Genomic DNA, 24,557 nt, shown 5'->3' with positions numbered 1-24,557 from the left:
TCGTGGCGCGCCAACGTGCCCTCCTGTTTCACGGCCCGTATCAAAGAATGATCGTCCAAGGCCTCCCGATGAAGAAAATCCTGATCACCCTGTTCCTGATCGCCGCGCTGGGTGCGATCGTCTGGAATGCACGTCGCGAAACGCCGCTCGAGGTCACGCTGCATACCATCGATCGCGGCATGGTGGAGCTGACGGTCTCCAATACGCGCGCCGGCACGGTGAAGGCGTGCCGGCGCTCCGCATTGTCGATGCCGATCGGAGGGCGCGTCGAACGACTGCACGTCAAGGAAGGCGAGTCCGTGGAGGCGCAGCAATTGCTGCTCGAATTGTGGAACGAGGACCGCAGGGCAATGACCATGCAGGCGCAGTCGCAGCTCGCCGCCGCCAGCCACCGGCGCGAGCAGCTGTGCGTGGAGTCGCAGAATGCGGCACGTGAAGCGAAGAGACTCGCCACGCTGCGCAAACGCAACCTTGCCTCCCAGGAAGCGACGGAACTCGCCGAGACGCGTGCGCGCTCGGGCGCGTTCGCGTGCCAGGCAGCCCATGACGAACAGCAAATGGCCGCGGCAAACCTGCAGCTGAACCAGGTGCTGCTGGCGGAAACGCAATTGCGCGCTCCATTCCCCGGCATCATCGCGGAAATCAACGGTGAGATCGGCGAGTACGTCACACCCTCCCCACCCGGCATCCCGACTCCGCCGGCGATCGATCTGATCGACTATTCCTGCCTGTACGTGACCGCGCCCATCGATGAAGTCGATGCGGGACGACTGCGCAGGGGCCTCGCCGCGCGCATCAGTCTCGACGCTTTCCGCGGTGAGCATTTCGCTGGCACGCTGGATCGCATCGCGCCCTATGTGCTCGAGATCGAGAAGCAGGCACGTACTGTCGAGGTTGACGTGCTGTTCGCCGATCCCGCCGATCGCGAGCGGCTGCTGGTCGGCTACAGCGCGGATATCGACCTGATTCTCGAGACCCACCCGGACAGTGTGCGCATTCCGGCGCAAGCCGTGATGGACAATGACACCGCGTACCGTTTCGACCCGGACACCGGGCGCATCAGCCTGGTCACGTTCAAGGCAGGCATCCGCAACTGGGATTTCATCGAGGTGCTCGACGGGCTTGCGCCTGGCGATCAGGTGGTGAGCTCCCTGGATCAGCCGGAACTCGCCGACGGGCGCGCGGCAGTGGTTGCCGATGATTGAGATCCGTGGCCTCAACCGGACCTTTTTACTCGGCGACAGCGAGGTGCACGCGCTGCGCTCCATCGATCTCGATATCGCGCAGGGCGAATACCTTTCCGTGATGGGCCCTTCGGGCTCCGGGAAGTCGACGTTGCTGAACATGCTGGGGCTGCTCGATCGCCCCGACAGTGGCGAATATCTGCTGAACGGCACCGCTACCCGGCTGCTCGGCGAGGAGCAGCGTGCGCGCCTGAGACGCGAACAGATCGGTTTCGTGTTCCAGTCCTACCACCTGGTGCCGCGCCTGAGCGCGCGCGAGAACATCGAGCTGCCGATGATGCTGGGAGGGTTTTCCCCCCGCGCGCGCAAACCCGTGGTCGATGCGGTGCTCGAACGACTCGAACTGGGTGACCGCGCACATCATCTCCCGAGCCAGCTTTCCGGCGGCCAGCGCCAGCGCGTGGCGATCGGACGCAGCATCGTGATGAAACCCAGCCTCCTGCTCGCCGATGAGCCGACCGGCAATCTCGACAGCCGCTCGGGTGCCGAGGTTACCGCGCTGCTCGAGGAACTGAACAGCGAAGGGATTACCCTGCTGGTGGTGACCCATGACAACGCCCTCGGCGAACGGGCGAATCGGCATTTGCGAATGCTGGATGGCGCAATCAGCGCCGACGATGGGCAAGGAGCCACACGTGCGGGTGGATGATCTGTTGCGCTTCACCCTGCTGGTGCTGACCCGCCAGCGCTTTCGCAGTGCAATGCTGCTGTTCTCGGTCGCGATTGGCGTTGCCTCGGTGGTGATACTGGTCGCGCTCGGCGAAGGAGCGCGCCAGTATGTCCTCGGCGAATTCTCGTTCATCGGCAAGGATTCGCTGGTGATTTTTCCCGGCCGCAAGACCACCACCGGAGCGATGCCGCCAATCTCGGGAGCCAGCGCGCGCGACATCACCCTGCAGGAGGTGATGCTGCTCGAGCGCAATGTGACCGGCATCGAGTCCATCGCCCCCCTGGTACTCGGCAGCGTCCCGGTCTCGCACCGCAACCGCGAGCGCGACAGCATGGTGCTTGGCACCAATGCGGCGTTCTTTGCCGCCCGCCAGCTCGCCATTGCGCAGGGAGAGGGCCTGCCGCAATCCGCACTCGACGAAGGCACGCCGGTCGCGGTAATCGGCCAGAAGCTCAAACAGGAGCTGTTTGCCAACCGCCGCGCGATCGGCGAATGGGTGCGCTTGCGCGATTACCGCTTCCGGGTGATCGGGGTGCTGGAGGGACGCGGCGACTCCTTCGGCATGGATCTGAGCGAAGCGATCTTCGTGCCGGTCGCCGCGGCGCAATCGTTGTTCGACGTGCACGGGATGTTCCGGGTCATACTGAAGGTACGCGGCGGGGTCGATGTGGAGCAGGTCAAGCAGGAACTGCGCGCGCGCATGAAGGATTATCACGGTGGCATCGAGGATGTCACCGTGGTCTCCCCGGACGCGATGATCCAGACGTTCGACGGGGTGCTTCAGGTGTTGACGCTCGGCGTCAGCGGCATCGCCGCAATCAGCCTGCTGGTGGCAGGAATCCTGGTGATGAACCTGACCCTGATGTCGGTGCGGCAACGCACAGCGGAAATCGGGCTGCTCAAAGCCCTCGGAGCAACCGCTGGACAGGTGCGCGCGATCTTCCTGGCCGAAGCCGGCACGCTCGCCTGTGGCGGGGCACTGGCCGGGCTGATCATCGGCCAACTGGTGATCGCGGTGCTGAGGCGGCTGTTTCCCGCGATCCCGTTCCAGGCCCCGACCTGGGCCCTGGCCGCGGCAAGCGCACTGGCGATCCTGAGTGCCCTGGTATTTGCGTGGCTTCCCGCCAGCCAGGCGGCCCGACTCGAACCCGTGCTGGCGTTGGGCAGGCGCTGAACCCTCATGAGCGTTATCGACTGGGCGCGCTGGGTGCTGCGCGCAATCGGCTCCAGCTGGCTGCGCAGCCTGCTGACCATGATCGGCATCGCGATCGGCATATGCGCAGTCACCCTGCTCACCTCCATCGGCGAGGGTATCCGCGTCTACCTGCTCGACAGCTTTTCGCAATTCGGCACGCGCATTGTCGCGGTGACCCCCGGACGAACCACCACGCAGGGCGTTGCGGGCATGTTGTCGACGGTACGGCCGCTGGCGCTCGGCGACGCCCATGCGCTCTCGCGACTGGCGCATGTCGACGCCGTGGTACCACTGGTGCAGGGCACCGCGAAGGTCGAGGCCGGCCGCTACACGCGCGACACCGACGTCTACGGGGTAGGCCCCGATATGGCGCGCGCATGGCGCTTCGAACTGGCACTCGGGCGCTTTCTGCCCGACGAAGGCCTGGAAAACTCGCGCTATTTCGTGGTGCTGGGCGCGCGGGTCAGGCAGGAACTCTTCCAGGGGCGCAACCCGCTCGGTGAATTCGTGCGCATCGGCGGCAGCCGCTTCCAGGTGATCGGGACCATGCGGAAAAAGGGACAGCTGCTCGGCTTTGATCTCGATGATGCGGTCTACATACCGGCGGATCTGGGACTGGCGATGTTCAATCGCGAAAGCCTGATGGAGGTAGATGTGGTGTTCCGCGCATCCACCAGCACCACGCGTATCGCCAGGCGCATCCGCGAACTCCTGGTGGAGCGCCACGGAGACGAGGATTTCACGCTGTTTACCCAGGAAGACATGCTCGCGAGCCTGAACAAGATACTCACCATGCTCAAATTCGCCATCGGCGCGATCGGCAGCGTGGCACTGATCGTCGGTGGCGTCGGCGTGCTGACCATCATGACAACAGCCTTGCGCGAGCGCATCGAGGAAATCGGCCTGCTACGGGCGCTGGGCTGCACCCAGCGGCAGATACTGGCACTGTTTCTCGGCGAAGCCATCCTGCTCTCCGTGCTGGGCGGCATGCTTGGCCTCGGGGTCGTCGTGCTGGTAGTCATGGCACTTGGCGCGGCAATGCCGGGCTTGCCGATCGCACTCGACCCCGCATTCCTGCTCCTGTCGCTGTTACTCAGTCGAGGGATCGGCTTGCTGGCCGGTATCGTACCCGCGCTCAATGCCGCCGCGCTGGATCCGATCGAGGCCCTGCACAGCGAGTGAGGCGGCACGCGATTGCCGTTAGCGGCGTTTCTCGGGTAGCCTTTGAACTGCAGTGATCCAGTGGAACCACACCGATGAGCTTTGAAAAGATCCTGTTTGCCTTCGTTATCGTGCTGGCGCTGACGCTCAACGTCGGTTTCGTGGTCGGAGATCCGACGATCATCGAGCACCACAATGTGCGCGAATTGTTCGTGGCCCTGATCGTGAGCCTCATCGCCACCGTGCTCAAGTTCGGCGAACGCTCGCTGCTCGGCTCGACTATGCTCGCGACCAGCCTGGTTGCCGATGTGCAGTTGATGGCGGCATCGATCGTGTGGGTGGCGGTGGGCTTCGACGCTGGTGTCGTGTCACCCCGGGATTCGGTAACGGTGGTTTCGCTGGCCATGGGAGCGATGGTCGCCAACGTCGTTTCCGTGACTCTGCTGGTCATCGAAACCGCCAGCCTGCGCCGATGAGCAGACTGGCACGCCGCCCGCAGCCGGGAATATTCCTGCTGTTACGGCGTTTGCGGCTGCCGCTGATTGTCCTGATCTCGGTCTACGCGGTGGCGATTTTCGGTTTCACGCTGCTGCCGGGTGTCGATCCCGAGGGCAACGACTGGAAGATGAGCTTCTTCCATGCGTTCTATTTCGTGAGTTTTGTCGGCCCCACCATCGGTCTCGGCGAGATACCCTATCCGTTCTCGGATGCCCAGCGCTTGTGGGCCGCAATCTCGATGTACTGCACTGTGGTGGCATGGCTCTACGCAATCGGCGCGCTGCTCTCCACGATCCAGGATCCGTTGTTCCGGCGCATCATGCACGAGAACCGGGTGGGACGTGCCGTACGACGGCTACGCGAGCCCTTCGTGCTCATCTGCGGCTACGGCGATGCGGGCACCCTGATCGCGCGCGAGCTGACAGAGGAAGGGATTGCGGTCGTGGTGATCGATCGCAAGTTCGAACGCGTCGAATCGGTGGAAATCGACGAGCTCAGCATGGAGGTGCCGGCACTGCACGCCGATGCGGTGCATCCCGGCTCCCTGCTGCTCGCCGGGATCGACCACCCGCAATGCCTGTGCACCCTTGCACTCACCGAGGACGATGCCGTCAATCTCACCGTTGCGCTCAACGCAAAGCTGCTCGCACCCGAGCATGAAGTGATCTGCGAGGTGCACCATCACGAACACCACGCCGCCATGGCCCGCATTGGTGTCGAGCACATCATCAATCCCTACGACACCTTCGCCGAAAGGCTCGCCCTGACCATGCGCATTCCGAGCCTGCACGTGATCTACGAGGCACTCACTACCCAGGCCGGCAACGCGATGGCTCCTGCGCTGATCATTCCGAAAGGACGCTGGGTGGTCTGCGGTTATGGACGTTTCGGTCGCTCCATTTGCCGTCACCTGAGCAATATCGGCGTCGAGGTCATGGTGATCGACGACAATCCCGCGCCGGATGCGGGAGCGCACGTGATCCGCGGCAATGCCATGGACGCCGAGGTCATGCGCAAAGCCGGTATCGAGCAGGCCGACGGCGTGGTCGTCGCGTCCGCGAACGACACCCTCTGCCTTGCGATCGCCAGCCTTGCGCACGAACTCAACCCGGGGATTTTCACCGTGGTGCGCCAGAACGAGCGGCGCAATACGCCGATGTTCCGGGCCTTTGATGCCGATATCAGCACCCTTGCCGGCTACGTGGTGGCCGCGGAGGTGCTGCGTATCATTCGCGCGCCGCAGCTGTCGTATTTCCTGCGCCTGGCACGGCTCGAGGACGAGCAATGGGCGCACGCCCTGCTCGAACGCATGCGCACCTGCAACGGCAAGGAAACCGTGGAAGCCTGGTCGCTCAGCATCGATGCCCGCAATTCGCCGTCGTTGGTGGGTGCCCTGCGCTCGGGGCGGCGCGTGACGGTAGGCGATCTGCTGCGCGCGCCGGATAACCGCGATCTGCCCGTGAAAGCGGTGCCGCTGCTGTTGCAGCACGCGGAGGGCAAGCAACTGCTGCCCGACCCGAGCCAGGAGCTCCGTGAGGGCGAGCAGCTGCTGTTTTGCGGACGCATGGTTGCACGCGGGCGCCTGTACCGCACCGTGCACGACGACCAGGTTCTGGCCTATGTACTGGATGGCATCGAAACGCGTCGCCGCGTACCATGGCTGGCGCTGCCGCGCAGCGGTTAACTCCACACGTGTACGCGCCAATCATAATCGGACAACCGGAAATATTTTGGGGAAAGAACAACGATGGCCGAGAGCATCGAGCAGTGGAAGCAGCGATATCTGAGCGCCCAGGCGCAAGCCGAGCGCGAAGCGTGCGAGCACCGCGACATGAGCCAGCAACTGGTACGCGCCGTGGTGCGCGTAACCCTCGCCTGCGATGGCATGGACCCGGCACTGGATGCGGAATTCGACGGTCTGCGCAAGCTGCTGCGCCTCGGAAAGTCGGTTTCCGCCAGCGTGCTGGCCAGCAAGATCGACGTGATCGAGGATTGTCTGCGCGAGGTCGACAAAAAAGTGCCCGCGGCGGCGAATGGCGTGGCTGACGAGCTCGACGAGCTGGCCGGGCATTTGCGCTCCACCAATCCCCCCCGCGATCTGGCGCGGCGCATCGACGCGTTCCGCCGCCAGGTGCGGGAACGGGCGCAGGAACCGGCAGCGCTTGCGCAGCTGCTGCAAGCCTACCTGTGCCTGCAGGCGGATGCGGTGCTGGCCATCCGCCAGGCGGAAACCCCGCAACGCGGCCTGTTGTCACGACTGTTCAACTCAGCCGCCGTTACGGAGCAGAATCCGGCACCTGCCGCGCCCGCGCCGCAGCCGGCACCCGCCGCAACCGCATGTGCCGCCACCCAAGCCGAATCGCCGCCGTCCGAAGCGCCGGTCGGGGACGATTTCGCGCCGCTGCGCAACCCGGTGGGCAAGGCGCTCGATGCCCTGATCGAAATCGTCAGGGTTCCGGAAAACGACGCCTACCGCGCGGTCTACGATGGTGCGAAGATGCGGGTAGCACGCGGCGTGCACTCGCGCGACCTGGTGCGCTCGATAGACGATATCCGCGTCCTCACCGGTGCGGCGCTGGCCCGCAACCAGGACGAATTCGAACAGTTCCTGCAGCAACTCAACGAGCGGCTCGAGGATACCGGAACCGCGATCGACGGTACCCACGCGCTGATCGCCCGTGACCAGCAAAACAAGAGCACGCTCGACAAGACCCTGCGCGACAACCTCGAGGGTTTGCGCGAACAGGTTGCCGAGGCCACCGAGATCGCCGAACTCAAGCTGCGCATCACCAGCAGGGTGCAGCTGATGGGCAGCGCACTCGATGATTTTCAGGCACGCGAGGCGCAGTTGCGGCTCGAGTTCGAACAGCAGACCGCCGCAATGCGCGTGCGTATCCAGGAGCTCGACGAGCGTTCGCGCGAAGCGGAAACACGCATTGTCGAGCAGCGGCGGCTGGCACTGACCGATTCGCTGACGCAGTTGCCGAACCGCGAAGCGTATGCACGGCGCCTGGTCGAGGAATTCGAGCGCTGGAGGCGCTATGCGCGGCCGGTGTCACTGGCGCTGTGTGACGTGGACCACTTCAAGAAGGTCAATGACCGTCACGGACACGCGGTCGGCGACACGGTTCTGCGCGATGTCGCTACGACGCTGCGCAACCATCTGCGCGAAACGGATTTCCTCGCCCGTTACGGCGGCGAGGAGTTCGTGATCCTGCTGGCGGAAACGGACTCCGCGCAGGCTCATGCTGCCCTCGACAAGGCCCGCCAGGCCATCGCCGACAACGTGATCGAATGCGCAGGCGGGAAGCTCAGCGTCACCAGTTCGTTCGGCGTGGCCCAGTTCGGCGAGGGCGACGACCCTGAGCGCGTGTTCACCCGCGCGGACGCCGCGCTGTACCGGGCAAAAAACGGCGGGCGCAACCAGGTGCGGGTCTACGACCCCGGCGCGGACGGGAGCGCCGACGTCGACGGATGAGCCGCCTGGAGTGGAGAGCCCGGCAGTGAGCGGATGCGTGTTCCATTTCGGCATGCACAAGACCGGCAGTTCCTCGATCCAGAATTCGCTGTACCACGGGCTCGGGGATCCGGCATTTCACTATGCCGACCTGGGCCAGCCGAACGCCAGCGCCCGTATCGTCACCGCATTTCGCGCCGAGCCCGAAACCCAGAACATGAACCGCAAACTCGGACTCAGCCGTGAGCAGCTGCAACCACAGATTCGCGAAACACTGGAACGGCTGCACCGCGAGCTTGGCCACTGCACGCGGCAAACGGTGATTCTCTCGGGCGAACACATCGCGTTTCTCAAGCAAACCGAATTGCGACGCTTGCGGGAATTTCTCCGCGGACACACCTCCGAACTGCGGGCAGTGGGTTATATCCGGGCACCGCGCAGCTACATGGAGAGCGTGTTCCAGCAGCATTTGCAGGGAGGCCATGGCGTATTCGAGCTCGAGCGGCTCCTGCCCCGTTATCGGACGCGGTTCGAGAAGCTCGAAGCCATCTTCGGGGCGGCGTCGATGCACTACTGGTATTTCGAGCCGGAAAGCTTTCCCGGCGGCTGCGTGGTGCGGGATTTTTGCCGGCGACTGCAGATCGACTTCGATGCGCGCGCGATACAGCGGGTCAACGAAGGGCTTTCCCTTCCGGCCGTTCGCCTGCTGTATGCCTACCGCAAGTTCGGGCCCGGTTATGGCACCGGCGAGGTCGCGGTGCGCCAGAACGCGGCGCTGGTGCGCAAGCTGCGCGAACTCGCCGGGCCGCGGCTGCGTCTGCACCCGGAACTGGTCGCACCGGTGATTGCGCGGCACGCCGCCGAGATCGACTGGATGGAGCAACGCCTGCAGCGCTCGCTGGATGAAGCCGCGGCGGAACCGGGAGCAGGCGCCATCCGCGCCGAACACGAGTTGCTTTGCTTCGAGCCGCGGACCCTCGAATGGCTGGGTGCGCAACTCGGTGTGCGTACAACTACCAGGCTGCGCCCGGACAGCAGCGCCGAAGAGGTGGCGAGCCGGATGCACGAGCTGCGACTGGAAGCGGACCGCGCGGAAATGGCCGCACGCACCGGTTTCAGGCGCGGCGTGCGCCGTCTCTGGCGCAGGATCCTGCCACGAACGCTGCGCTAGCCCGCACCGCTCGCATCGCGCTGGCGAAATCCCTGCATCACGGCAATCACCGCCAGCAGCACCAGGCTCGCGCAACCCTGATGCACGACTGCGGCCGTCAGCGGCACGAGACGCAGCAGGGTGTATACGCCGAGCAGATATTGCACCGTCACCACCAGCAGCAGCGCGTGGATCCGGATTTGCCGGGAAGCCCCCCAGTCGGCACGGCGCGCGCGCAGCCACAATGCAGTCACCAGCAGCAACAGCAGGGTGCCGAGCCAGCGATGCACGAACTGCACGGTGGCATGACTCTCGAACAGATTGAGCCACCAGGGCTGCAGGGCCATGACCGCATCGGCAATCCACAACTCGCCCATTTTCGGGAAGGTGTTGTAACCGAGCCCGGCCCGAAGACCCGCAACGAATGCGCCGTAGACGATCTGCAGCACCGTCACGATCGCGATGCTCCACAACAGGGCGCGCGCGGACGTCGTCGTCCCGGGCGAGCGCTCGTCCACGGCAGCGGCACGCAAACCGAGCACCAACCACAGGATATAAGCCATGATCGAGAACGCCAGCCCCAGATGCAGCGCCAGCCGGTAGTGGCTGACACGAGGCTCGTCGACCAATCCGCTTTTTACCATCAGCCAGCCGACCAGCCCCTGCATCCCGCCGAGTGCCAGAGCACCCAGCAACTGCCAGGAGAGGCGACGGCTAAACGCTCCACGCACCCGGAACCACAGGAATGGCAACAGGAACACCACGCCGATGCCGCGCCCGAGCAGGCGATGCATGTATTCCCAGAAAAAGATCCCCTGGAACTCGGCCAGGCTCATGTCCGGGTGGGTGATCTTGTACTGCGGGAACTGCTGGTATTGCGCGAAGGCGGCCAGCCAGTCGGCATGACTCAGTGGCGGCAGGGTCCCCATGATCGGGGCCCACTCGACAATCGACAATCCGGAGCCCGTCAGCCGCGTGACACCGCCGACAACCACCATGCAGAACACCATCGCGATGATGAATACCAGCCAGCCGAGCACCGCCCGGCGCGAATGGCGCAAATCAGCCGGCGTCGGCATTCTTCTTGTCCGTTGCGTGCGGCGGTTCTTCCAGGTAATCCTCGAGCGACTTGCTCAGCTCTCCGTGAACATAATCCGAAACCTTGAACGCCCAGTTCCCCAGGCGATCATTGATGGTGCCGGGGTCCACTTGTTGCGGCGCCGCGCCGCCCGCAGCCATCGACGCGGCATCGGGATCACCACCCTCGACTGCCACCTGCTGCGCAGAGCCATCTTCGGCCCGGGCAGCCACCGCGAGTGCCCTCACCCGCACCCAGCTGCCACTTTCGTCCTTGATGGTCCCGATCTCCAGCCCCAGTCCGTCCGCGGTTTCGATCAGCGTCGTCGCGGTTTTGTCTGCCGCGAAATCACTCTGTTGCAACGGCTTCACATCCTCGATTTCCGCGCTGAGTACTGCCCGCGCCGCGCCATCGAACACCCCTTCGTAACGCGGTTTTCTGCCTGTGGGCAGTTCCCGCACGCCGAGGCTCGCCGCGCCTGGCGTCTCGCGCACGGCAACGAAACCGTTGCCTCCGGGCACCGTGCGCGTGACCCGCTCGACACGCGAAAAATCCACATCGAGAAAATGACGATCGATCCAGTCCGCGGCATCCGTCAATGGCTCCGGCGACTGGTCGATCAACCAGGTTTCGCTACCCGAGGCAGCACGGACATAGCGGCCGTTGCGGCTTTCGGCGGGATCGCCGATCAGCACCCTGACCAGCGCCTGCTCGGCGCCACTCCACAGCTCGAGCAATACCGCTTTGCTGTCCGGCTGCTCTATATCGACCAGACCAAGCCGCGAGAAATACTCGGGCCTCGAGGTCTTCTGCTCCAGCAGGCGGGCTTGCGACAGCGCGCGCAACAGTTCCTCGAGCCGTTTGAAGTCGACCGGGTAGCCGGAGCGCTCCACGACACCCCAACCGGCCTCCGTGCGCTCGAGCGTGACCCGCTCCGTGCTCGACTGCAGCGCCACCTTGCGCAGCTCCGGCAGCGCCGGCTTGAGTTCGGGCAGCCACAATGCGTTCTCGCGCGCGCTCTCGGGCGCTTGCTGGCGACCAAACACCGCCACCAGCAGCACCATCAGCGCGACCAGCGCCACCGCCACTGCCAATTTGCTGTTGCCCTTCATGACCCGACGCCTCCCTGCCCTGCCTTCCGCCTGGCGGCTCCTCGGCCCCGGCGCCACACATGCCAGCCATAGAGCAGCAACGTCAGCAGCAACGGCATGATCAGGATGTTCACCAACTTCAGCAGCATCCCGAGGTGTTCGATATCCTGGTCCAGCTGGTGACGGACTTCGCGCAATTCCTTGCGAATGCGCAGCTTCTCATCCTGGAATTCGAGCAGGGCATGCTCCTGCTCGGGCGACAGCACCAGCTGGTTGTTCTGCTCCCTGCTGCGCTGCAACTCGCCCAGCTTCTGCTCGGTCTCGTCGAGGCGCTGTTGCAACTGTTCCGCGCTGGCGCGGTAGCGCGCGTCCGCATTGAGACGGATCTGCTCCACCCGATCGAAGGGGCGCGAGAACCTGCCCCGGCTGCGGATACCGATCAACGAGGAACTGCCACCGAGGTTTTCCAGCGCATTCTGCGCGAACGAGGCATTGTCGGCCCAGGCGGTCGCCAGTCGCTGCCCGAAGAAATCCTGTACCTGCACCCAGAAGCGATCCGCGAGCATGTCGGCGTCGGCGACCACGATCAGGTTGATGTCCTCGCTTTCCGCAATGTGCTCCTGGCCTTCGGTCTGCGCTGCTGCAAAAGCCGATTTCGCCGGTCCGCTGATACGCGCCGCCAGCGTGTAACGCTCCCCGCTGGGCATGAAGCCTTTCAGCAAGGCGCTCGGATCTCGGCTCACCTGCACCTGCATGCTGTCGAGCAGCGCGACCTGATCGCTCGACTGCATGAGCGGCTCGAATCGGGTGCTCGCGCCGGGGGCCGGGGCGAGCGCACCGGCCATGCCGAGATTCAGCAGTTCGAGATTCCCGGTTACCACATCGTCACGCGCAAGGTTGGCAACACCGAGGCCGAGGAAGCCGAGATGTTTGACCGGTGGCTGATCGGCCGCAAAACTGATCTGCAACGCGGTACCCGCATCGCCAACGACCTTGTCGGGCGAGTATTGAACCCCCCAGGCCTTGAACAATTTTTCCAGATTCGACGAGGTAGGCGCAGACCCCTGCTCCAGCAGCGGGTTGGCCGAGGCCTTGGCCGATTCACAATACGGATCGACATACACGATGGCCTTGCCGCCCTTCAGCACGAACTGATCGATGGCATATTGCAAGGCATCGGAGAGGCCGGTCGGGTGCACAATCATCAGGGTCGTGATATCGGGGTCGATCTTGTCGGCCTGCGGTGCGATATTGCGCACCTCGAAGCCCTGCTGCAGCTGCTCCATAACGGCCCATGCCGGCGTTGGCGAGGAACTCATCATGTCGAAACCGCCGTTGATCTGCAGGCCTGAAATCAAGCCGACCACCGGCTTTTTCACCGTCACCAGGCTGTGCACCAGCTTGCTCAACTCGTATTCGAGAAACTCCTCGCGCTCGGGCTGGAAAAACGCGATGTGTTGCTGATCACCGTAGGCATTCGTGCCCGCCAGGCCGAAATAGACCTGTTCGCCGCCCTGATCGAGCGGCACCGCCTGCAGGCCGAATTCCGCCGCCTGGTCCTCGGCTTCCGAAAACGGCACCGGGTCGATGATCCTCAGGCGAATCTTGCCGTTCGCCTGCAATGCGTACTCCTCGATCAGTTCGCGCACCCGCTTGGCATAACTGCGCAGCGGCGCCAGCTCGCGCGTGGCCCGGTCGGAATAGAAAAAATACAGGTCGATCGGCTCCTCGATACTGTCAATGATCTCGCGGGTACCGGGAGAAATCGTGTACAGCCGGTTTTCGGTTAGATCGAGCCGCAGGCTGCCAAACAGCAGCGTGTTCAGGGCGCTGAAGCTGATCAGGCCCACCACCAGCAGCACCAGGCCGAGACGCGGATATATCTTGCGGTTCATGCTCATGTTTCTCAGTCCGCCTGTTTCATTTCGATCACCAGCGCCGTCGCCGCCAGCCAGACCACAACGAGCGACAGGAAGAACAGCAGGTCACGCAACCCGATCACGCCGCGCGCGACGGAATTGAAATGAGTCAGGAAACTCATTGCCGCGATCCCGTCGACCAGCACCCGTGGCGCCCAGGCGCTCACCGCATCGAGCACCAGCGGAAAGCCGCTCAGCACGAACAGGAAGCACACCACCACGGTCAGGATGAATGCGATCACCTGGTTGCGGGTCAGCGCCGACATGCACGAGCCGATCGCGAGAAAACTTCCTGCCATCAGCCAGCTGCCCAGATAGCTCGAGACGATCACCCCGTTGTCGGGCCTGCCGAGAAAATTGACCGTTATCCACAGCGGAAAGGTCAGGGCCAGTGCCAGCCCGGTAAAAAGCCAGGCCGCGAGGAACTTGCCCAGTACCGCCTGCATGCGTGTCAGCGGCAGCGTGAGCAGCAGTTCGATGGTGCCGCTCTTGCGCTCCTCCGCCCACAGGCGCATCGAGATCGCGGGCACCAGGAACAGGTACAGCCAGGGATGGAAATTGAAAAACGCGCTCAGGTCTGCCTGCCCGCGCTCGTAGAACCCGCCGATATAGAAAGTGAAGGCACCGCTCAGCATCAGGAAAATCAGCACGAACACATAGGCCAGCGGGGTCGCGAAATAGGCGCCGAGCTCACGCCGCGTGATGATACCGATCATGCTCATTACGCCGCCTCCCGGGTGATCTGGCGAAACACTTCATCGAGCCGTCCGCGCTCCACGTGCAGGTCATCGATCAGCCAGCCGCTGTCATGCACCAGCCTTGCGACCGCAGCGAGCGGATTGGTGCCGGGCTCGGCAATCACCACCAGGCGCCGGCCTTCGGCGTGTACCTCGACCTCGCTGACCGATGGCAGCGCGGCCAGCGCATCGCGGGCCGCGTAATCGGCCGCGAAATGAATATGCACCGCGCGATGGTAGCGCGAGCGCGCCTCGAGTTCCGCTGGTGTACCATCAGCCACGATCCGGCCACCCGATATGATGATCGCCCGATTGCACACCGCATGGACCTCCTCGAGGATATGCGTCGAGATGATCACGATCTTGTCCCGGGACAGCCCGCGGATCATTTCACGCACCTGGTGTTTCTGATTGGGATCGAGCCCATCGGTCGGCTCGTCCAGGATCAGCACCAGCGGATCGTGCAGGATCGCCTGGGCCAGACCGACACGACGTTTGAAACCCTTGGACAGGGTCTCGATGGGTTGCTCGGTCACACCCTGCAGGTTCATCGTCGCGACCACGTTCTCCACACGGGAATCGCGCTCGGCTCCACGGAAGCCGCGCACTTCGGCAATGAAGCGCAGGAATCCGGCCACGCTCATGTCTTCATAGCCAGGCGCGCCCTCGGGGAGGTAGCCAATCAGGCGCTGCGCCTCGAGCGTATCCTCGGTCACATCCCGACCGCAGACCCGCACCGAACCCGCGCTCGGCGTGACAAAGCCGGCAATCATTTTCATCGTGGTCGATTTGCCGGCGCCGTTGGGGCCGAGAAAGCCCAGCACCTCCCCCGGGCGCACCGTGAAACCGAGCTCGCGAACGGCTTCGATCCGTCCGAAGTGCTTGCTGAGTTGGGTGACTTCGATCATGCAGATTCTCCAGACACAGCCGTGGGAAAAGCGCGCCGCACTATAGCGGCGCTCCGCGGCCCCGGCAACCGGCTCGCGGTCGCCGCACCCGGCGCCAGCGTGAGTATTTCATTGTTGCGTGGAGCGCGGGCATCTATAGTGCCACTGGCTGCCACAAAGCCAGCTTACCCGCAGCTGGCATCATTGGGCGAATAGGACCGGACGCGAGGAAAAAAGTTTCAATGCGATTCCTGTATTGGGTAAAACTCGCGTTGCTGCTCGGTGTGTTCACCGCGCTGCCGGGCCGCGCCGAGGAGCCGGCACCGCAGGAGCGTCCGGCCTATGGCGTGATGTACACGGCATGGATCAAGGCGGGGCAACCAAGCGCCACCGTGCGCATCCGCCTGAGCCGGCATCCGGAATGGGTACGCTGGATGAGGTTCAATGCCGATCCCGCCCGCTACAGCGATTTCAAGGGAAGCGGCGAGTTGCGGATCGAAGGCCACAGCGTGTTGTGGCGCCCACCACAGCAGGATGCCTACCTGCAGTATCGGGTGAAGCTGGAAAGCCGCCGCGAATCCGGGCGCTACGATGGCCTGGTCACCGATACCTGGGCCCTGTTCCGCGCCGACGACCTGGTTCCCCCGGTGCACCTCGACATGCAGGACGGCACCCAGTCGCAGGCCAAGCTGCAGCTGAATCTGCCGCAGGGCTGGTCGGTGGAAACGCCATTCCCTCGATATGCCAGCGGGCGTCTGCGGATCGACAATCCGCAACGCCTGTTCGACCGCCCGACCGGCTGGATCGTTGCCGGAGATATCGGTACCCGCCGCGAAACCATCGGCGCGACCCATGTCACCATCGCCGCACCGACCGGTCAAGGTGTGCGCCGCATGGACATGCTCGCATTCCTGCGCTGGACCGTGCCCACGCTGCAATCGCTGTTTCCGCAGTTCCCGCCGCGCCTGCTGGTGGTGAGCGCCGCCGATCCGATGTGGCGCGGTGCGCTTTCCGCACCCGGCTCGCTGTTCGTTCACGCCGATCGGCCGATGATCAGCGAAAACGCGACCAGCACCCTGATTCACGAACTGGTGCACGTGGCCATGAGCGCGCGCAGCGTACCCGGTGCCGACTGGATCGTGGAGGGTCTGGCGGAATACTACTCGCTCGAGACCCTGCGCCGCTCCGGAGCGATCAGCGACAAGCGCTACGAGAAAGCCCACGCTGATCTCGCTGCGTGGGGCAAGGACAGCAAGCCACTGGATTCGGCGCGCTCCTCGGGCGCCATCACGGCGCGTGCAGTCGGTGTATTGCGCTCGATCGACCTCGAGATCCGCCGCTCGAGTGGCGGCAACAAGAGCCTCGATGATGTAGTGCGGGAACTGGCGCTCGAGGCAAAGCCGGTCACCCTCGCCCGCTTCCGCGAACTGGCGAATGCCGCTGCCGGCGCGCCGGTGTCATCGATTCCCCGGTAGCGCGGCGCGGGCTTAGCCCAGCACGCCGGCGGCTTTCATCCGCGCGATGCGCTCGCTGTCATAACCCACCTCGGCCAGCACTTCGAGCGTATGTTGGCCGAGCTCCGGCGCGCGCCCCGCGCTGCGCTTGGTTTCTCCTTCGACGAACACCGGACTGTTGACGGTATGCGTGGCGCTGCCGGGAACACCCTCGAGCGGCACGATACCGGCATTGGCGATCACCTGCGGATCGCGGATCACGTCATCGAGCGTATTGACCGAAATCAGGTCTATGCCCTGATCCGGCAGCAGGACGCACCAATGCGACCAGTCCTCGCGCTGCACCGTGGCAGCGATAGCCGCGATCAGCGCCCGGGCATTGGCCCGCCGTTCGGTGGTCTCCACGAAGCGCGGATCCTCCACCAGCTCGCGCAGCCCGAGGGCAATCACGAAGCGCACCCAGTCACGCTCCTCATCGAACAGCCAGGGGTAGAACCAGTGCCCATCACGGGTCTCGTACGCAACTGCAAGCGCATTGTCCATCTCGGGCCGCGGCGTCTCGAGTCCGACCTCGGCGCCGCTGAGCCGGGCCTGCAATGGAATACCGTTGGCCCAGATGCCGTTGGCCAGCAACGAAGTCGACACCTTGCCACCCAGCCCGCTGCGTTCGCGCCGGTAGAGGCCCATCATCACCGCGCCGAACAGCGACATCGCGCTGGCGTGATCGCCCCAGCCGAGAATGCCACCGGCCGGGGGATGATCGCGGTAACGCATGCGATCCATCATTCCGGAGCGGGCCCACCAGCCGGTACGGTCATAGGCCGCAAGATTCGCCTGTGGTCCCTGCTCTCCGTAACCCGAGAGCTGCCCGTACACCAGGCGCGGGTTGTGTTCGCGCAGATCCTGGTAGCGGATACGCAGTTTCTCCAGTACCGCGGGCGGAAAATTGCTGAGAAACACATCAGCCGTTGCGACCAGACGCAACAGTGCGGCGTATCCGTCCGGGTGCTTGATATCGAGCACGATGCTGCGCTTGTTGCGGGCGGTGAGTTGCCATGAATAGTTGTCGTTGCAGCGCGGAAACCCCGGCACGAACTGCGCGCACCAGCGGTAAGTGTCACCACCGGGTGGCGCCTCGATCTTGATGACATCGGCGCCGAAGTCGCCAAGTACCGTGGCCGCCGCCGGCGCCGCCACCCAGGTTCCGCAATCGATCACCCGGATACCCTGCAACATGCCATTTGCCTCGCTCATCCGCATTGTCCTCCGCCCACTGCAAAGCACCATCATAACGGGCGCGCGGCCCGTCGCCAGCAGAACGTCTCCTGCCGCGAATATCCGAAGCCGGCCGCAAGTCCGATCGTTTCATTCCCGATAAACAAAACGTAATGGCCCGGCGTTTGAGGCGGCAGGACAAATCGTCGACAATGGCCGCCTTTTTCGGGCTACGGAGCGGGATCAGGTGTCCATTCATGCGCGCGCCGGCAATGCCGCGTACGACTACATCATCGTCGGGGCCGGCTCCGCCGGTTGCGCGCTGGCCTCGCGCCTGAGCCGCGAGGCCAGCCGCCGGGTGCTCCTGCTCGAGGCTGGTGGCTGGCCGCGCAACCCCATGATCCACGTGCCGCTCGGTTTCGCGTTCCTGATGAATCACAAGGGCCTCAACTGGTGCTACCAGACCGAGCCCGAACCCGAACTGGATTACCGCAAGATCGCCTGGCCGCGCGGCAAGGTCGTCGGTGGCAGCAGCGCGATCAACGGCATGGTCTACATCCGCGGCCAGCGCGAGGATTACGCCGAGTGGGCCGCGGCCGGAAACCCCGGCTGGTCCTTCGACGAGCTGCTGCCCTATTTTCTCAGGAGCGAGCACAACACGCGCGGGGCGAGCGAGTTGCATGGCGTGGGCGGCGGCTTGTGGGTCAGCGAAGTCGGACCACCACTCGACGCCACCGATCTGTTCATCCAGGCGGGAGTCAGCATTGGTTTGCCGCACAACACGGATTTCAACGGCCCCACGCAGGAAGGGATCGGGCGCTACCAGGTGAGCGTGCGCAATGGCCTGCGCCAGACCACCGCAACCCACTACCTGAAGAGCGCGCGCGGGCGCGCCAACCTCGATATTCGCACCCGGGCGCTGGCCGAGCGCCTGCTGCTCGACGGCAAGCGCGTCAGTGGTATCGAGTACCGCCACCAGGGCGGTGTGCAGCGCGTGTACGCAAGCAAGGCGGTGGTGCTGTGCGGCGGCTCGATCAACAGTCCGCAACTGCTGGAACTCTCGGGGATCGGCAATGGCGCTCTGCTGGCCCCGCTCGGTATCGAAACGAACCACGAGCTGCCGGGGGTGGGTGAGAACCTGCAGGATCACCTGACCGTGCACGTCCAGCAGGGACTGCGCAATACCGGGACCTTCTTCGAGGAAACCCGAGCGCTGGGCCTGATCCGCAACGCGCTGCGCTTCGGCTTCAAGCGCCAGGGCCTGCTGATTCACCCCGCCTGCCAGGCGGGTGCGTTTCTGCGCAGCTCCGCGGATGTTACGCGGCCCGATGCCCAGATCCATTACACACCCGCCGCGGGACGCCTCAACGCCGCGGGCCGGATCTACACCGTGCCCGGCACCACGGCGACGGTCTGCAACCTGCGCCCGAGCAGCCGCGGCAGCGTGCATATCCGCACACCGTTTCCCGACTATCCGCCGGCCATTCGCGCCAATTACCTGTCCACCGAAGAGGATCGGCGCGTGACCATCGAGGCGGTCAAGCGGGTGCGCGAGATTTTCGCCTCGAGCGTGTTCGACGGATTCCGCGACGACGAGATCCTGCCCGGCCCCCACTGCGACAGCGACGAGAAGATCCTCGCCTACATCCGGCGCAGTGCCGGTTCGGTATACCATCCGGTGGGCACCTGTGCGATGGGCCGTGACGATTTCGCCGTGGTCGATCATCGTTTGCGCGTGCACGGACTGGAGGGGCTGCGTATCGCCGACGCCTCGGTGATTCCGCGCATCATCAGCGGCAACACCAATGCGTTGTGCGTGGCGATCGGCGAAAAGGCCGCCGATATGCTGATCGAAGACCATGAATGAGCCCGGACAACAGCCGAGTCCGGGCAAGATTCACACCCGAGTGGAGCAACTCACATGAACTCGATATCCGAACAAGCCAGTGCAACGGCCGATGCCTGCGCCGGTCTCAATGAACTCCTCGAGCGCCAGCGCACGGCGTTTCGTGCCGAGGGCGCGGTTGCCTACGGCACCCGTATCGATCGCATCGAGCGTTGCATCGCGCTGCTGGTCGACAACCAGGCAGCCATCTGCGCTGCATTGTCGGCGGATTACGGCTGTCGCTCCCCGTATATGACCCGCATGTCCGAGGTCATGACCGCGGTCGGCAACCTGAAGTACGTCAGGAAGCATCTCAAGTCGTGGATGAAGCCGGAACGACGCAGTGCCCCGGTGCCGATGAATCTTTTCGGCGCACGCGCCCGCGTGTATCACCAGCCCAAGGGAGTCGTCGGCAACATGACGCCATGGAATGTGCCTTTCGCCATGATCTTCAGCCCGATGGCGGATATTCTCGGAGCCGGCAACCGGGCGATGGTCAAACCCTCCGAGTTTGCGCCACAGACCTCCGAACTGGCCCGGACCCTGATCGCGCGCTATTTCGATCCCACCGAAATCGCGGTGGTAACCGGCGGCCCCGAGGTCGGCGCCGCGTTTGCCGCGCTGCCCTTCGACCACCTGCTGTTCACCGGTGCCACCTCCATCGGACGCATGGTGATGCGCGCCGCGGCGGAGAATCTCACACCTGTCACGCTGGAACTCGGCGGCAAATCGCCGGTGATCGTGAGTGCCAGCGCGGATATCGAGGATGCCGCCGACAAGATCATGAGCGGCAAGGCACAGAATGCCGGGCAGCTGTGCATCTCGCCCGACTATGTATTCGTCCCGCAGGCGCGGCTCGAAGTGTTCCTGGACGCCTGCCGACGCACCTTTGTCACCCAGTTCCCGACCACGGTCGGCAATCCCGATTACAACTCGATGATCAACGAGCGCCATTACCAGCGCGTGCTCGGCTATATCGAGGAAGCCCGTGCGAGTGGCGCGCGGGTACTCGAGTTGAATCCCGCCGGCGAGGATTACAGCGACCGCTCGCTGCACAAGATCCCGCCCCATATCGTGGTCGATCCCGGCGATGAGCTGAAACTGATGCAGGAGGAGATATTCGGGCCACTGATGATCGTGAAGAGTTATCGTGACCTCTCCGACTGCATCGCCTATATCAACGCCCGGCCGCGGCCACTGGCCCTCTACTGGTTTGGCAAGGACGCGGCGGAACGCGAACGCGTATTGCAGGAAACCATTTCCGGCGGCGTGTCGGTGAACAATGTGCTGATGCATTTCGCCTGTGACGATCTGCCGTTCGGCGGCATCGGTAACAGCGGCGTCGGGCATTATCACGGACGCGACGGCTTCCGTACCTTCAGTCACGCCAAGGGTGTCTATCGCGAGGGCAGGATCAATCTCGCCAAGCTCGCCGGCACCATGCCGCCGTTCGGACCGAAACTGGCGAAAATGCTCGACGGACAGATAAAGAAATAACCCGGCATGCCTCAGCGCGCAGGCGCTTCGCGCAGAAAATCGCGGACCAGGCGCAGGAACACCGCCGGCTTCTCGGCGTGCAGCCAGTGCCCGGCTCCGGCAATCACCTTGAGCCGTGCACCGGGAAACAGCCTGCGCGTGGGTTCCAGGTGCGAGGGAAGAATGTACTCCGACAGCTCGCCCTTGAGGAACAGCACCGGTCCCGGGTAGCTTGCGTCGGAGTGCGGGGCCGCAAGAATCTGCGCATAGTCACGCTCGATCGCCTCGAGATTGAAGCGCCAGTGCCAGCTGCCGTCGTCGCTCCGGGCACGGTTCATCAGCATCAGCGCGACCACCCCGGGCTCATCGATGTGCGCCTCGAGAATCTGCCGGGTGCGGTTGCGATCGGCCAGGAAATCCTCCGCTGCCTCGCGCAACGCGACCAGCAAGCGGCCGTGATGCGGCTGATAGTCGATCGGCGCGATATCCGCGACCAGCAAGCGCTCGATACGCCCGGGATGATCGAGCGCCGCCTGCATCGCGACCTTGCCGCCCATGGAGTGTCCGATCAGCGCCGCCCGTGCAATGCCGTCCGTGTCCATCAGTCGCACCACATCGGCGGCCATCAGCGGGTAATTCATTTCCGCCGCATGAAACGAGCGCCCGTGATTGCGCAAATCCGGCACCAGCACCCGGTAGTCACGCGCCAGCTCACGTGCGAGCGGTCCAAGATTCGCCGACAGCCCGAACAGGCCATGCAGCAGAATCACGGTGCGATCACCCTCTCCGAAACGCTGGAAATGCAGTAATTTATCCATGTTGTGCGCAATCTAAGCGTGCGTATTCCGGTGCAACCGGAGAGTCATGCCAGCCCAAACCGGACCGTCGTCGGAATGAGGCGGCTCGGGCAATGCGTCATGCGGCCAGGCGTGCGGCTCACGTCGATCGCTGTTGGCATTTACTCATTGATTCTCCGGGCAGATGAGGTTTGTACGCGCAAGAATATCACGTATGATAACGCTTCCGGTTTGCATTTACGGTGTCTGGTGCGCGGTCAATGGACTGCATGGAAACAACAAGGCCGGTTGAGCCCCGGCGTCATTCGTAATTCTGCCGCACATGAACGCGGCGACTGCGCGCCGATCACGGCGCCGCCCCACCCTGCAAGAGGGAGTCCTTCGTGAACACCGCGTCCATCCTGCTGTCCGCCTTCGTCCTGTCCTTCGTCGCCCTGCTGCTATTCATCTGGTCGCAGCGCAGAGGTCTGTTCGATCGCAGCAGTCGCGGCGCCGAAATCATCTTTGCGCCCGATGAAATCGGCCGCGTCGAAGAACCCGCGGCCACTGGCGTCGCACGCGGCGCGCTGCAAAAAGGCACTGACGCCGCACAAGGCGGCGCCATCGGCGACAGCGACAGCAACGAAATCCTCGAGCGCGCGCGTGCCGACGCCTCCACGGGGCCAGTGGTATTCTTCTTTTTCTGCTGTGCCATGGTGTGGCTGCTGGTGGCTTCGGCGGCCGGCCTGACGGCATCGATCAAACTGCACAATCCCGACTGGCTGGTGCAGCAAGCGTGGCTGAGCTTCGGGCGCATCCGCACCATTCACTTGAACGCGGTGGCCTACGGCTGGGCGCCGATGGCCGGGCTGGGCGTGGCGCTGTTCATCATCCCGCGGCTGCTAAAAACACCATTGATGGGCGCACGCTACGCATTCATCGGCGCGGTGCTGTGGAATGCGGCGCTGATCGCCGGGCTGGGCAGCGTCGGCGCGGGCATCAGCGACGGCCTGGAATGGCTGGAGATCCCCTGGCAGATCGGCACGTTGTTCGCGCTCGGCGGCGCGCTGATCGGACTGCCGTTGGTGTTTACGCTTGTCAACCGCAAGGTCGACCATCTGTACGTGTCGGTGTGGTACATGGCATGCGCGCTGTTCTGGCTGCCGGTGCTGTTCATCGTCGCCAAGTTCCCCGGCGTGCACGTCGGCGTCGAACAGGCCACCATGAACTGGTGGTTCGGCCACAACGTGCTCGGCCTGTTCTACACGCCACTGGCGCTGGCTTCGGTGTACTACTTCCTGCCCAAGGTCATCGGCCGACCGATCCAGTCGTACAACCTGTCGCTGCTGGGTTTCTGGGGGCTGGCGTTCTTCTACGGCCAGGTCGGCGGCCACCACCTGATCGGCGGACCGGTGCCTGGCTGGATGATCACGCTATCGATCGTGCAGAGCATGATGATGATCATTCCGGTGGCCGCTTTCACCGTCAACCAGTTCCAGACGCTGCAGGGCTACCTTGCGGCATTTCGTTATTCGCCGACGCTGCGTTTCGTCGGCCTGGGCGGGCTGATGTACACGGTCAGTTCGGTGCAGGGTTCGTTCGAGGCACTGCGCAGCGTCAACGTCGTCACCCACTTCACGCATTACACCGTGGCGCACGCGCACCTGGGGCTGTACGGCTTCGTCAGCATGGTCTTCTTCGGCGCCATGTACTTCGTAATGCCGCGCATTACGGCGCGCGAATGGCCGTTTCCGTGGTTGATCAGTGTACATTTCTGGCTCGTCAGCCTGGGCATCGCGATCTACTTCATCAGTCTGACCATTGGCGGCTGGCTGCAAGGCGAGGCGATGCTCGATGCTGCCAGACCGTTCATGGATTCGGTGACCCTGACCTTGCCGTATCTGAAGGGGCGCAGCGTCGGCGGCGCCATGATGGTGATCGGCCATCTGGTCTTCGCCGCGCATTTCATGCTACTGGTGCTGCATCGCGGCCCGCAACGCGACCAGCCTGCGCTATTCAGGCATTTCTTCGGCCGGGAGGCCATGTCATGAAAAGCGAGATCAAGCTGATCTCCGGAGCGATGGTGATGCTGGCGCTGTCGACCAGCGTGCTGGTGGTGCTGCCGTACCTGCAGGTACGCGACGTCGAGCCCACACCCGGCCTCAAGCCCTACACCAGCGCGCAATTGCGCGGGCGCGAGGTGTACATCGCCAACGGCTGCGTCTACTGCCATACGCAGCAGCCGCGCGCCCAGGATTTTGCACCTGACTTCAAGCGTGGCTGGGGCCGCGCCACGGTGGCCGGTGACTATGTCTACGACCACCCGCACCTGCTGGGCACCAGCCGCACCGGCCCCGACCTGATGAACATCGGCAAGCGTCAGCCCAGCGAGGACTGGCAACTGGGCCACCTGTACGAGCCGCGTGCCTATGTGCCCGGCAGCATCATGCCGGCGTTTCCGTTCCTGTTCGAACTCAAGACCCAAGCCGACAGGGAAGACCACGTCGTCAAGCTGCCGCCGAGCGCCGAGCCACCGGGCCAGGTGGTGGTGGCGCGCCCCGAGGCACTCGACCTGGTCAAGTATCTGCAGTCGTTGGATCGTAGCTTCCCAGTGGTGGCCACACCGGTCGCACCCGCCGCTTCGGCTGCCGCGAAATGAGCCGC

Annotated in this window: 20 protein-coding genes; 13 read left to right on the top strand and 7 right to left on the bottom strand. The window is 64.1% G+C overall.

All coding sequences use genetic code 11. The annotated features are described in order from the left end of the window. Positions 1 to 68 precede the first annotated feature (68 nt). The 8 genes from IPF49_00745 (at position 69) to IPF49_00710 (ending at position 9,396) form a co-directional block, all read left to right on the top strand. The gene (locus IPF49_00745; protein ID MBK6286170.1) at positions 69 to 1,205 is read left to right on the top strand and encodes an efflux RND transporter periplasmic adaptor subunit; all 1,137 of its coding nucleotides are present in this window, start codon (positions 69 to 71) and stop codon (positions 1,203 to 1,205) included. Beyond that, positions 1,198 to 1,893, top strand: coding sequence for an ABC transporter ATP-binding protein (locus IPF49_00740; GenBank protein MBK6286169.1), 696 nt, complete (start codon positions 1,198 to 1,200; stop codon positions 1,891 to 1,893). The genes IPF49_00745 and IPF49_00740 overlap by 8 nt, the downstream gene beginning before the upstream one ends. Continuing rightward, positions 1,862 to 3,088 (top strand): ABC transporter permease, encoded by a 1,227-nt coding sequence (locus tag IPF49_00735; GenBank protein ID MBK6286168.1) that lies wholly within the window; start codon positions 1,862 to 1,864, stop codon positions 3,086 to 3,088. Before IPF49_00740 ends, IPF49_00735 begins: the two co-directional genes overlap by 32 nt. A 6-nt stretch (positions 3,089 to 3,094) precedes the next feature. Then, the gene (locus tag IPF49_00730) at positions 3,095 to 4,291 is read left to right on the top strand and encodes an ABC transporter permease (GenBank protein MBK6286167.1); all 1,197 of its coding nucleotides are present in this window, start codon (positions 3,095 to 3,097) and stop codon (positions 4,289 to 4,291) included. A gap of 74 nt (positions 4,292 to 4,365) precedes the next feature. Further along, the gene (locus IPF49_00725) at positions 4,366 to 4,746 is read left to right on the top strand and encodes a hypothetical protein (protein MBK6286166.1); all 381 of its coding nucleotides are present in this window, start codon (positions 4,366 to 4,368) and stop codon (positions 4,744 to 4,746) included. Continuing rightward, positions 4,743 to 6,452: an NAD-binding protein gene (locus IPF49_00720; protein ID MBK6286165.1), complete on the top strand. Its 1,710-nt coding sequence runs from the start codon at positions 4,743 to 4,745 to the stop codon at positions 6,450 to 6,452. Before IPF49_00725 ends, IPF49_00720 begins: the two co-directional genes overlap by 4 nt. 63 nt (positions 6,453 to 6,515) lie before the next feature. Next, positions 6,516 to 8,246, top strand: a complete 1,731-nt coding sequence (locus tag IPF49_00715; GenBank protein MBK6286164.1) for a diguanylate cyclase — start codon at positions 6,516 to 6,518, stop codon at positions 8,244 to 8,246. 25 nt (positions 8,247 to 8,271) lie between these two features. Then, positions 8,272 to 9,396 carry a hypothetical protein gene (locus IPF49_00710; GenBank protein ID MBK6286163.1) on the top strand — a complete coding sequence of 375 codons (1,125 nt, stop codon included), beginning with the start codon at positions 8,272 to 8,274 and terminating at the stop codon, positions 9,394 to 9,396. Here the strand turns inward: IPF49_00710 and IPF49_00705 are convergent. Genes IPF49_00705 through IPF49_00685 form a run of 5 tightly spaced genes read right to left on the bottom strand, consistent with a single transcriptional unit; the run spans position 9,393 to position 15,108 of the window. After that, complete coding sequence (locus IPF49_00705; protein ID MBK6286162.1) at positions 9,393 to 10,454, bottom strand: COX15/CtaA family protein; 1,062 nt, start codon at positions 10,452 to 10,454, stop codon at positions 9,393 to 9,395. The two genes, IPF49_00710 and IPF49_00705, sit on opposite strands and share 4 nt — an antisense overlap. Continuing rightward, entirely contained in the window at positions 10,438 to 11,565 is a 1,128-nt protein-coding gene (locus IPF49_00700) for a DUF4340 domain-containing protein (protein MBK6286161.1), read from the bottom strand. The genes IPF49_00705 and IPF49_00700 overlap by 17 nt, the downstream gene beginning before the upstream one ends. Continuing rightward, a complete protein-coding gene (locus IPF49_00695) occupies positions 11,562 to 13,439 on the bottom strand; it encodes a Gldg family protein (protein ID MBK6286160.1) in 1,878 nt (625 codons plus the stop codon). The genes IPF49_00700 and IPF49_00695 overlap by 4 nt, the downstream gene beginning before the upstream one ends. Before the next feature lie 11 nt (positions 13,440 to 13,450). Then, positions 13,451 to 14,185: an ABC transporter permease subunit gene (locus tag IPF49_00690; GenBank protein ID MBK6286159.1), complete on the bottom strand. Its 735-nt coding sequence runs from the start codon at positions 14,183 to 14,185 to the stop codon at positions 13,451 to 13,453. Then, a complete protein-coding gene (locus IPF49_00685) occupies positions 14,185 to 15,108 on the bottom strand; it encodes an ATP-binding cassette domain-containing protein (GenBank protein MBK6286158.1) in 924 nt (307 codons plus the stop codon). The genes IPF49_00690 and IPF49_00685 overlap by 1 nt, the downstream gene beginning before the upstream one ends. A 221-nt stretch (positions 15,109 to 15,329) precedes the next feature. Here IPF49_00685 and IPF49_00680 point away from each other — a divergent pair, with 221 nt between their 5' ends. Further along, positions 15,330 to 16,562, top strand: coding sequence for a hypothetical protein (locus IPF49_00680; GenBank protein ID MBK6286157.1), 1,233 nt, complete (start codon positions 15,330 to 15,332; stop codon positions 16,560 to 16,562). Between the two features lie 12 nt (positions 16,563 to 16,574). Here the strand turns inward: IPF49_00680 and IPF49_00675 are convergent, their stop codons facing one another. Continuing rightward, complete coding sequence (locus IPF49_00675) at positions 16,575 to 17,795, bottom strand: CoA transferase (protein MBK6286156.1); 1,221 nt, start codon at positions 17,793 to 17,795, stop codon at positions 16,575 to 16,577. Between the two features lie 214 nt (positions 17,796 to 18,009). On the opposite strand from IPF49_00675, the gene IPF49_00670 reads away from it, so the two are divergent. After that, positions 18,010 to 19,623, top strand: a complete 1,614-nt coding sequence (locus tag IPF49_00670) for a GMC family oxidoreductase N-terminal domain-containing protein (GenBank protein MBK6286155.1) — start codon at positions 18,010 to 18,012, stop codon at positions 19,621 to 19,623. A 54-nt stretch (positions 19,624 to 19,677) separates the two neighbouring features. Further along, complete coding sequence (locus tag IPF49_00665) at positions 19,678 to 21,138, top strand: coniferyl aldehyde dehydrogenase (protein ID MBK6286154.1); 1,461 nt, start codon at positions 19,678 to 19,680, stop codon at positions 21,136 to 21,138. Between the two features lie 11 nt (positions 21,139 to 21,149). Here IPF49_00665 and IPF49_00660 read toward each other — a convergent pair whose 3' ends face one another. Further along, positions 21,150 to 21,923 (bottom strand): alpha/beta fold hydrolase, encoded by a 774-nt coding sequence (locus tag IPF49_00660; protein ID MBK6286153.1) that lies wholly within the window; start codon positions 21,921 to 21,923, stop codon positions 21,150 to 21,152. Positions 21,924 to 22,297: 374 nt separating this feature from the next. Between IPF49_00660 and IPF49_00655 the strand changes: the two genes are divergently transcribed. Together IPF49_00655 and IPF49_00650 are read left to right on the top strand one after the other, a co-directional pair. Next, the gene (locus IPF49_00655; GenBank protein MBK6286152.1) at positions 22,298 to 23,944 is read left to right on the top strand and encodes a cbb3-type cytochrome c oxidase subunit I; all 1,647 of its coding nucleotides are present in this window, start codon (positions 22,298 to 22,300) and stop codon (positions 23,942 to 23,944) included. After that, positions 23,941 to 24,552 (top strand): cbb3-type cytochrome c oxidase subunit II, encoded by a 612-nt coding sequence (locus tag IPF49_00650; protein ID MBK6286151.1) that lies wholly within the window; start codon positions 23,941 to 23,943, stop codon positions 24,550 to 24,552. The genes IPF49_00655 and IPF49_00650 overlap by 4 nt, the downstream gene beginning before the upstream one ends. Positions 24,553 to 24,557: the final 5 nt, after the last annotated feature.

The sequence above is a fragment of the Gammaproteobacteria bacterium genome (assembly GCA_016705365.1).
GTDB lineage: Bacteria > Pseudomonadota > Gammaproteobacteria > Pseudomonadales > UBA5518 > UBA5518.
Note: the sequence above shows the minus strand (reverse complement) of the source record. Positions and strands in the feature narration are given on the sequence as shown.

What these genes read in the sequence shown, in the direction of transcription:
- IPF49_00745 (MBK6286170.1), top strand. Translation starts at nt 69, where the DNA reads ATGAAGAAAATCCTGATCACCCTGTTCCTGATCGCCGCGCTGGGTGCG.
- IPF49_00740 (MBK6286169.1), top strand. Translation starts at nt 1,198, where the DNA reads ATGATTGAGATCCGTGGCCTCAACCGGACCTTTTTACTCGGCGACAGC.
- IPF49_00735 (MBK6286168.1), top strand. Translation starts at nt 1,862, where the DNA reads ATGGGCAAGGAGCCACACGTGCGGGTGGATGATCTGTTGCGCTTCACC.
- IPF49_00730 (MBK6286167.1), top strand. Translation starts at nt 3,095, where the DNA reads ATGAGCGTTATCGACTGGGCGCGCTGGGTGCTGCGCGCAATCGGCTCC.
- IPF49_00725 (MBK6286166.1), top strand. Translation starts at nt 4,366, where the DNA reads ATGAGCTTTGAAAAGATCCTGTTTGCCTTCGTTATCGTGCTGGCGCTG.
- IPF49_00720 (MBK6286165.1), top strand. Translation starts at nt 4,743, where the DNA reads ATGAGCAGACTGGCACGCCGCCCGCAGCCGGGAATATTCCTGCTGTTA.
- IPF49_00715 (MBK6286164.1), top strand. Translation starts at nt 6,516, where the DNA reads ATGGCCGAGAGCATCGAGCAGTGGAAGCAGCGATATCTGAGCGCCCAG.
- IPF49_00705 (MBK6286162.1), bottom strand. Translation starts at nt 10,454, where the DNA reads ATGCCGACGCCGGCTGATTTGCGCCATTCGCGCCGGGCGGTGCTCGGC.
- IPF49_00700 (MBK6286161.1), bottom strand. Translation starts at nt 11,565, where the DNA reads ATGAAGGGCAACAGCAAATTGGCAGTGGCGGTGGCGCTGGTCGCGCTG.
- IPF49_00695 (MBK6286160.1), bottom strand. Translation starts at nt 13,439, where the DNA reads ATGAACCGCAAGATATATCCGCGTCTCGGCCTGGTGCTGCTGGTGGTG.
- IPF49_00690 (MBK6286159.1), bottom strand. Translation starts at nt 14,185, where the DNA reads ATGAGCATGATCGGTATCATCACGCGGCGTGAGCTCGGCGCCTATTTC.
- IPF49_00685 (MBK6286158.1), bottom strand. Translation starts at nt 15,108, where the DNA reads ATGATCGAAGTCACCCAACTCAGCAAGCACTTCGGACGGATCGAAGCC.
- IPF49_00680 (MBK6286157.1), top strand. Translation starts at nt 15,330, where the DNA reads ATGCGATTCCTGTATTGGGTAAAACTCGCGTTGCTGCTCGGTGTGTTC.
- IPF49_00675 (MBK6286156.1), bottom strand. Translation starts at nt 17,795, where the DNA reads ATGAGCGAGGCAAATGGCATGTTGCAGGGTATCCGGGTGATCGATTGC.
- IPF49_00665 (MBK6286154.1), top strand. Translation starts at nt 19,678, where the DNA reads ATGAACTCGATATCCGAACAAGCCAGTGCAACGGCCGATGCCTGCGCC.
- IPF49_00650 (MBK6286151.1), top strand. Translation starts at nt 23,941, where the DNA reads ATGAAAAGCGAGATCAAGCTGATCTCCGGAGCGATGGTGATGCTGGCG.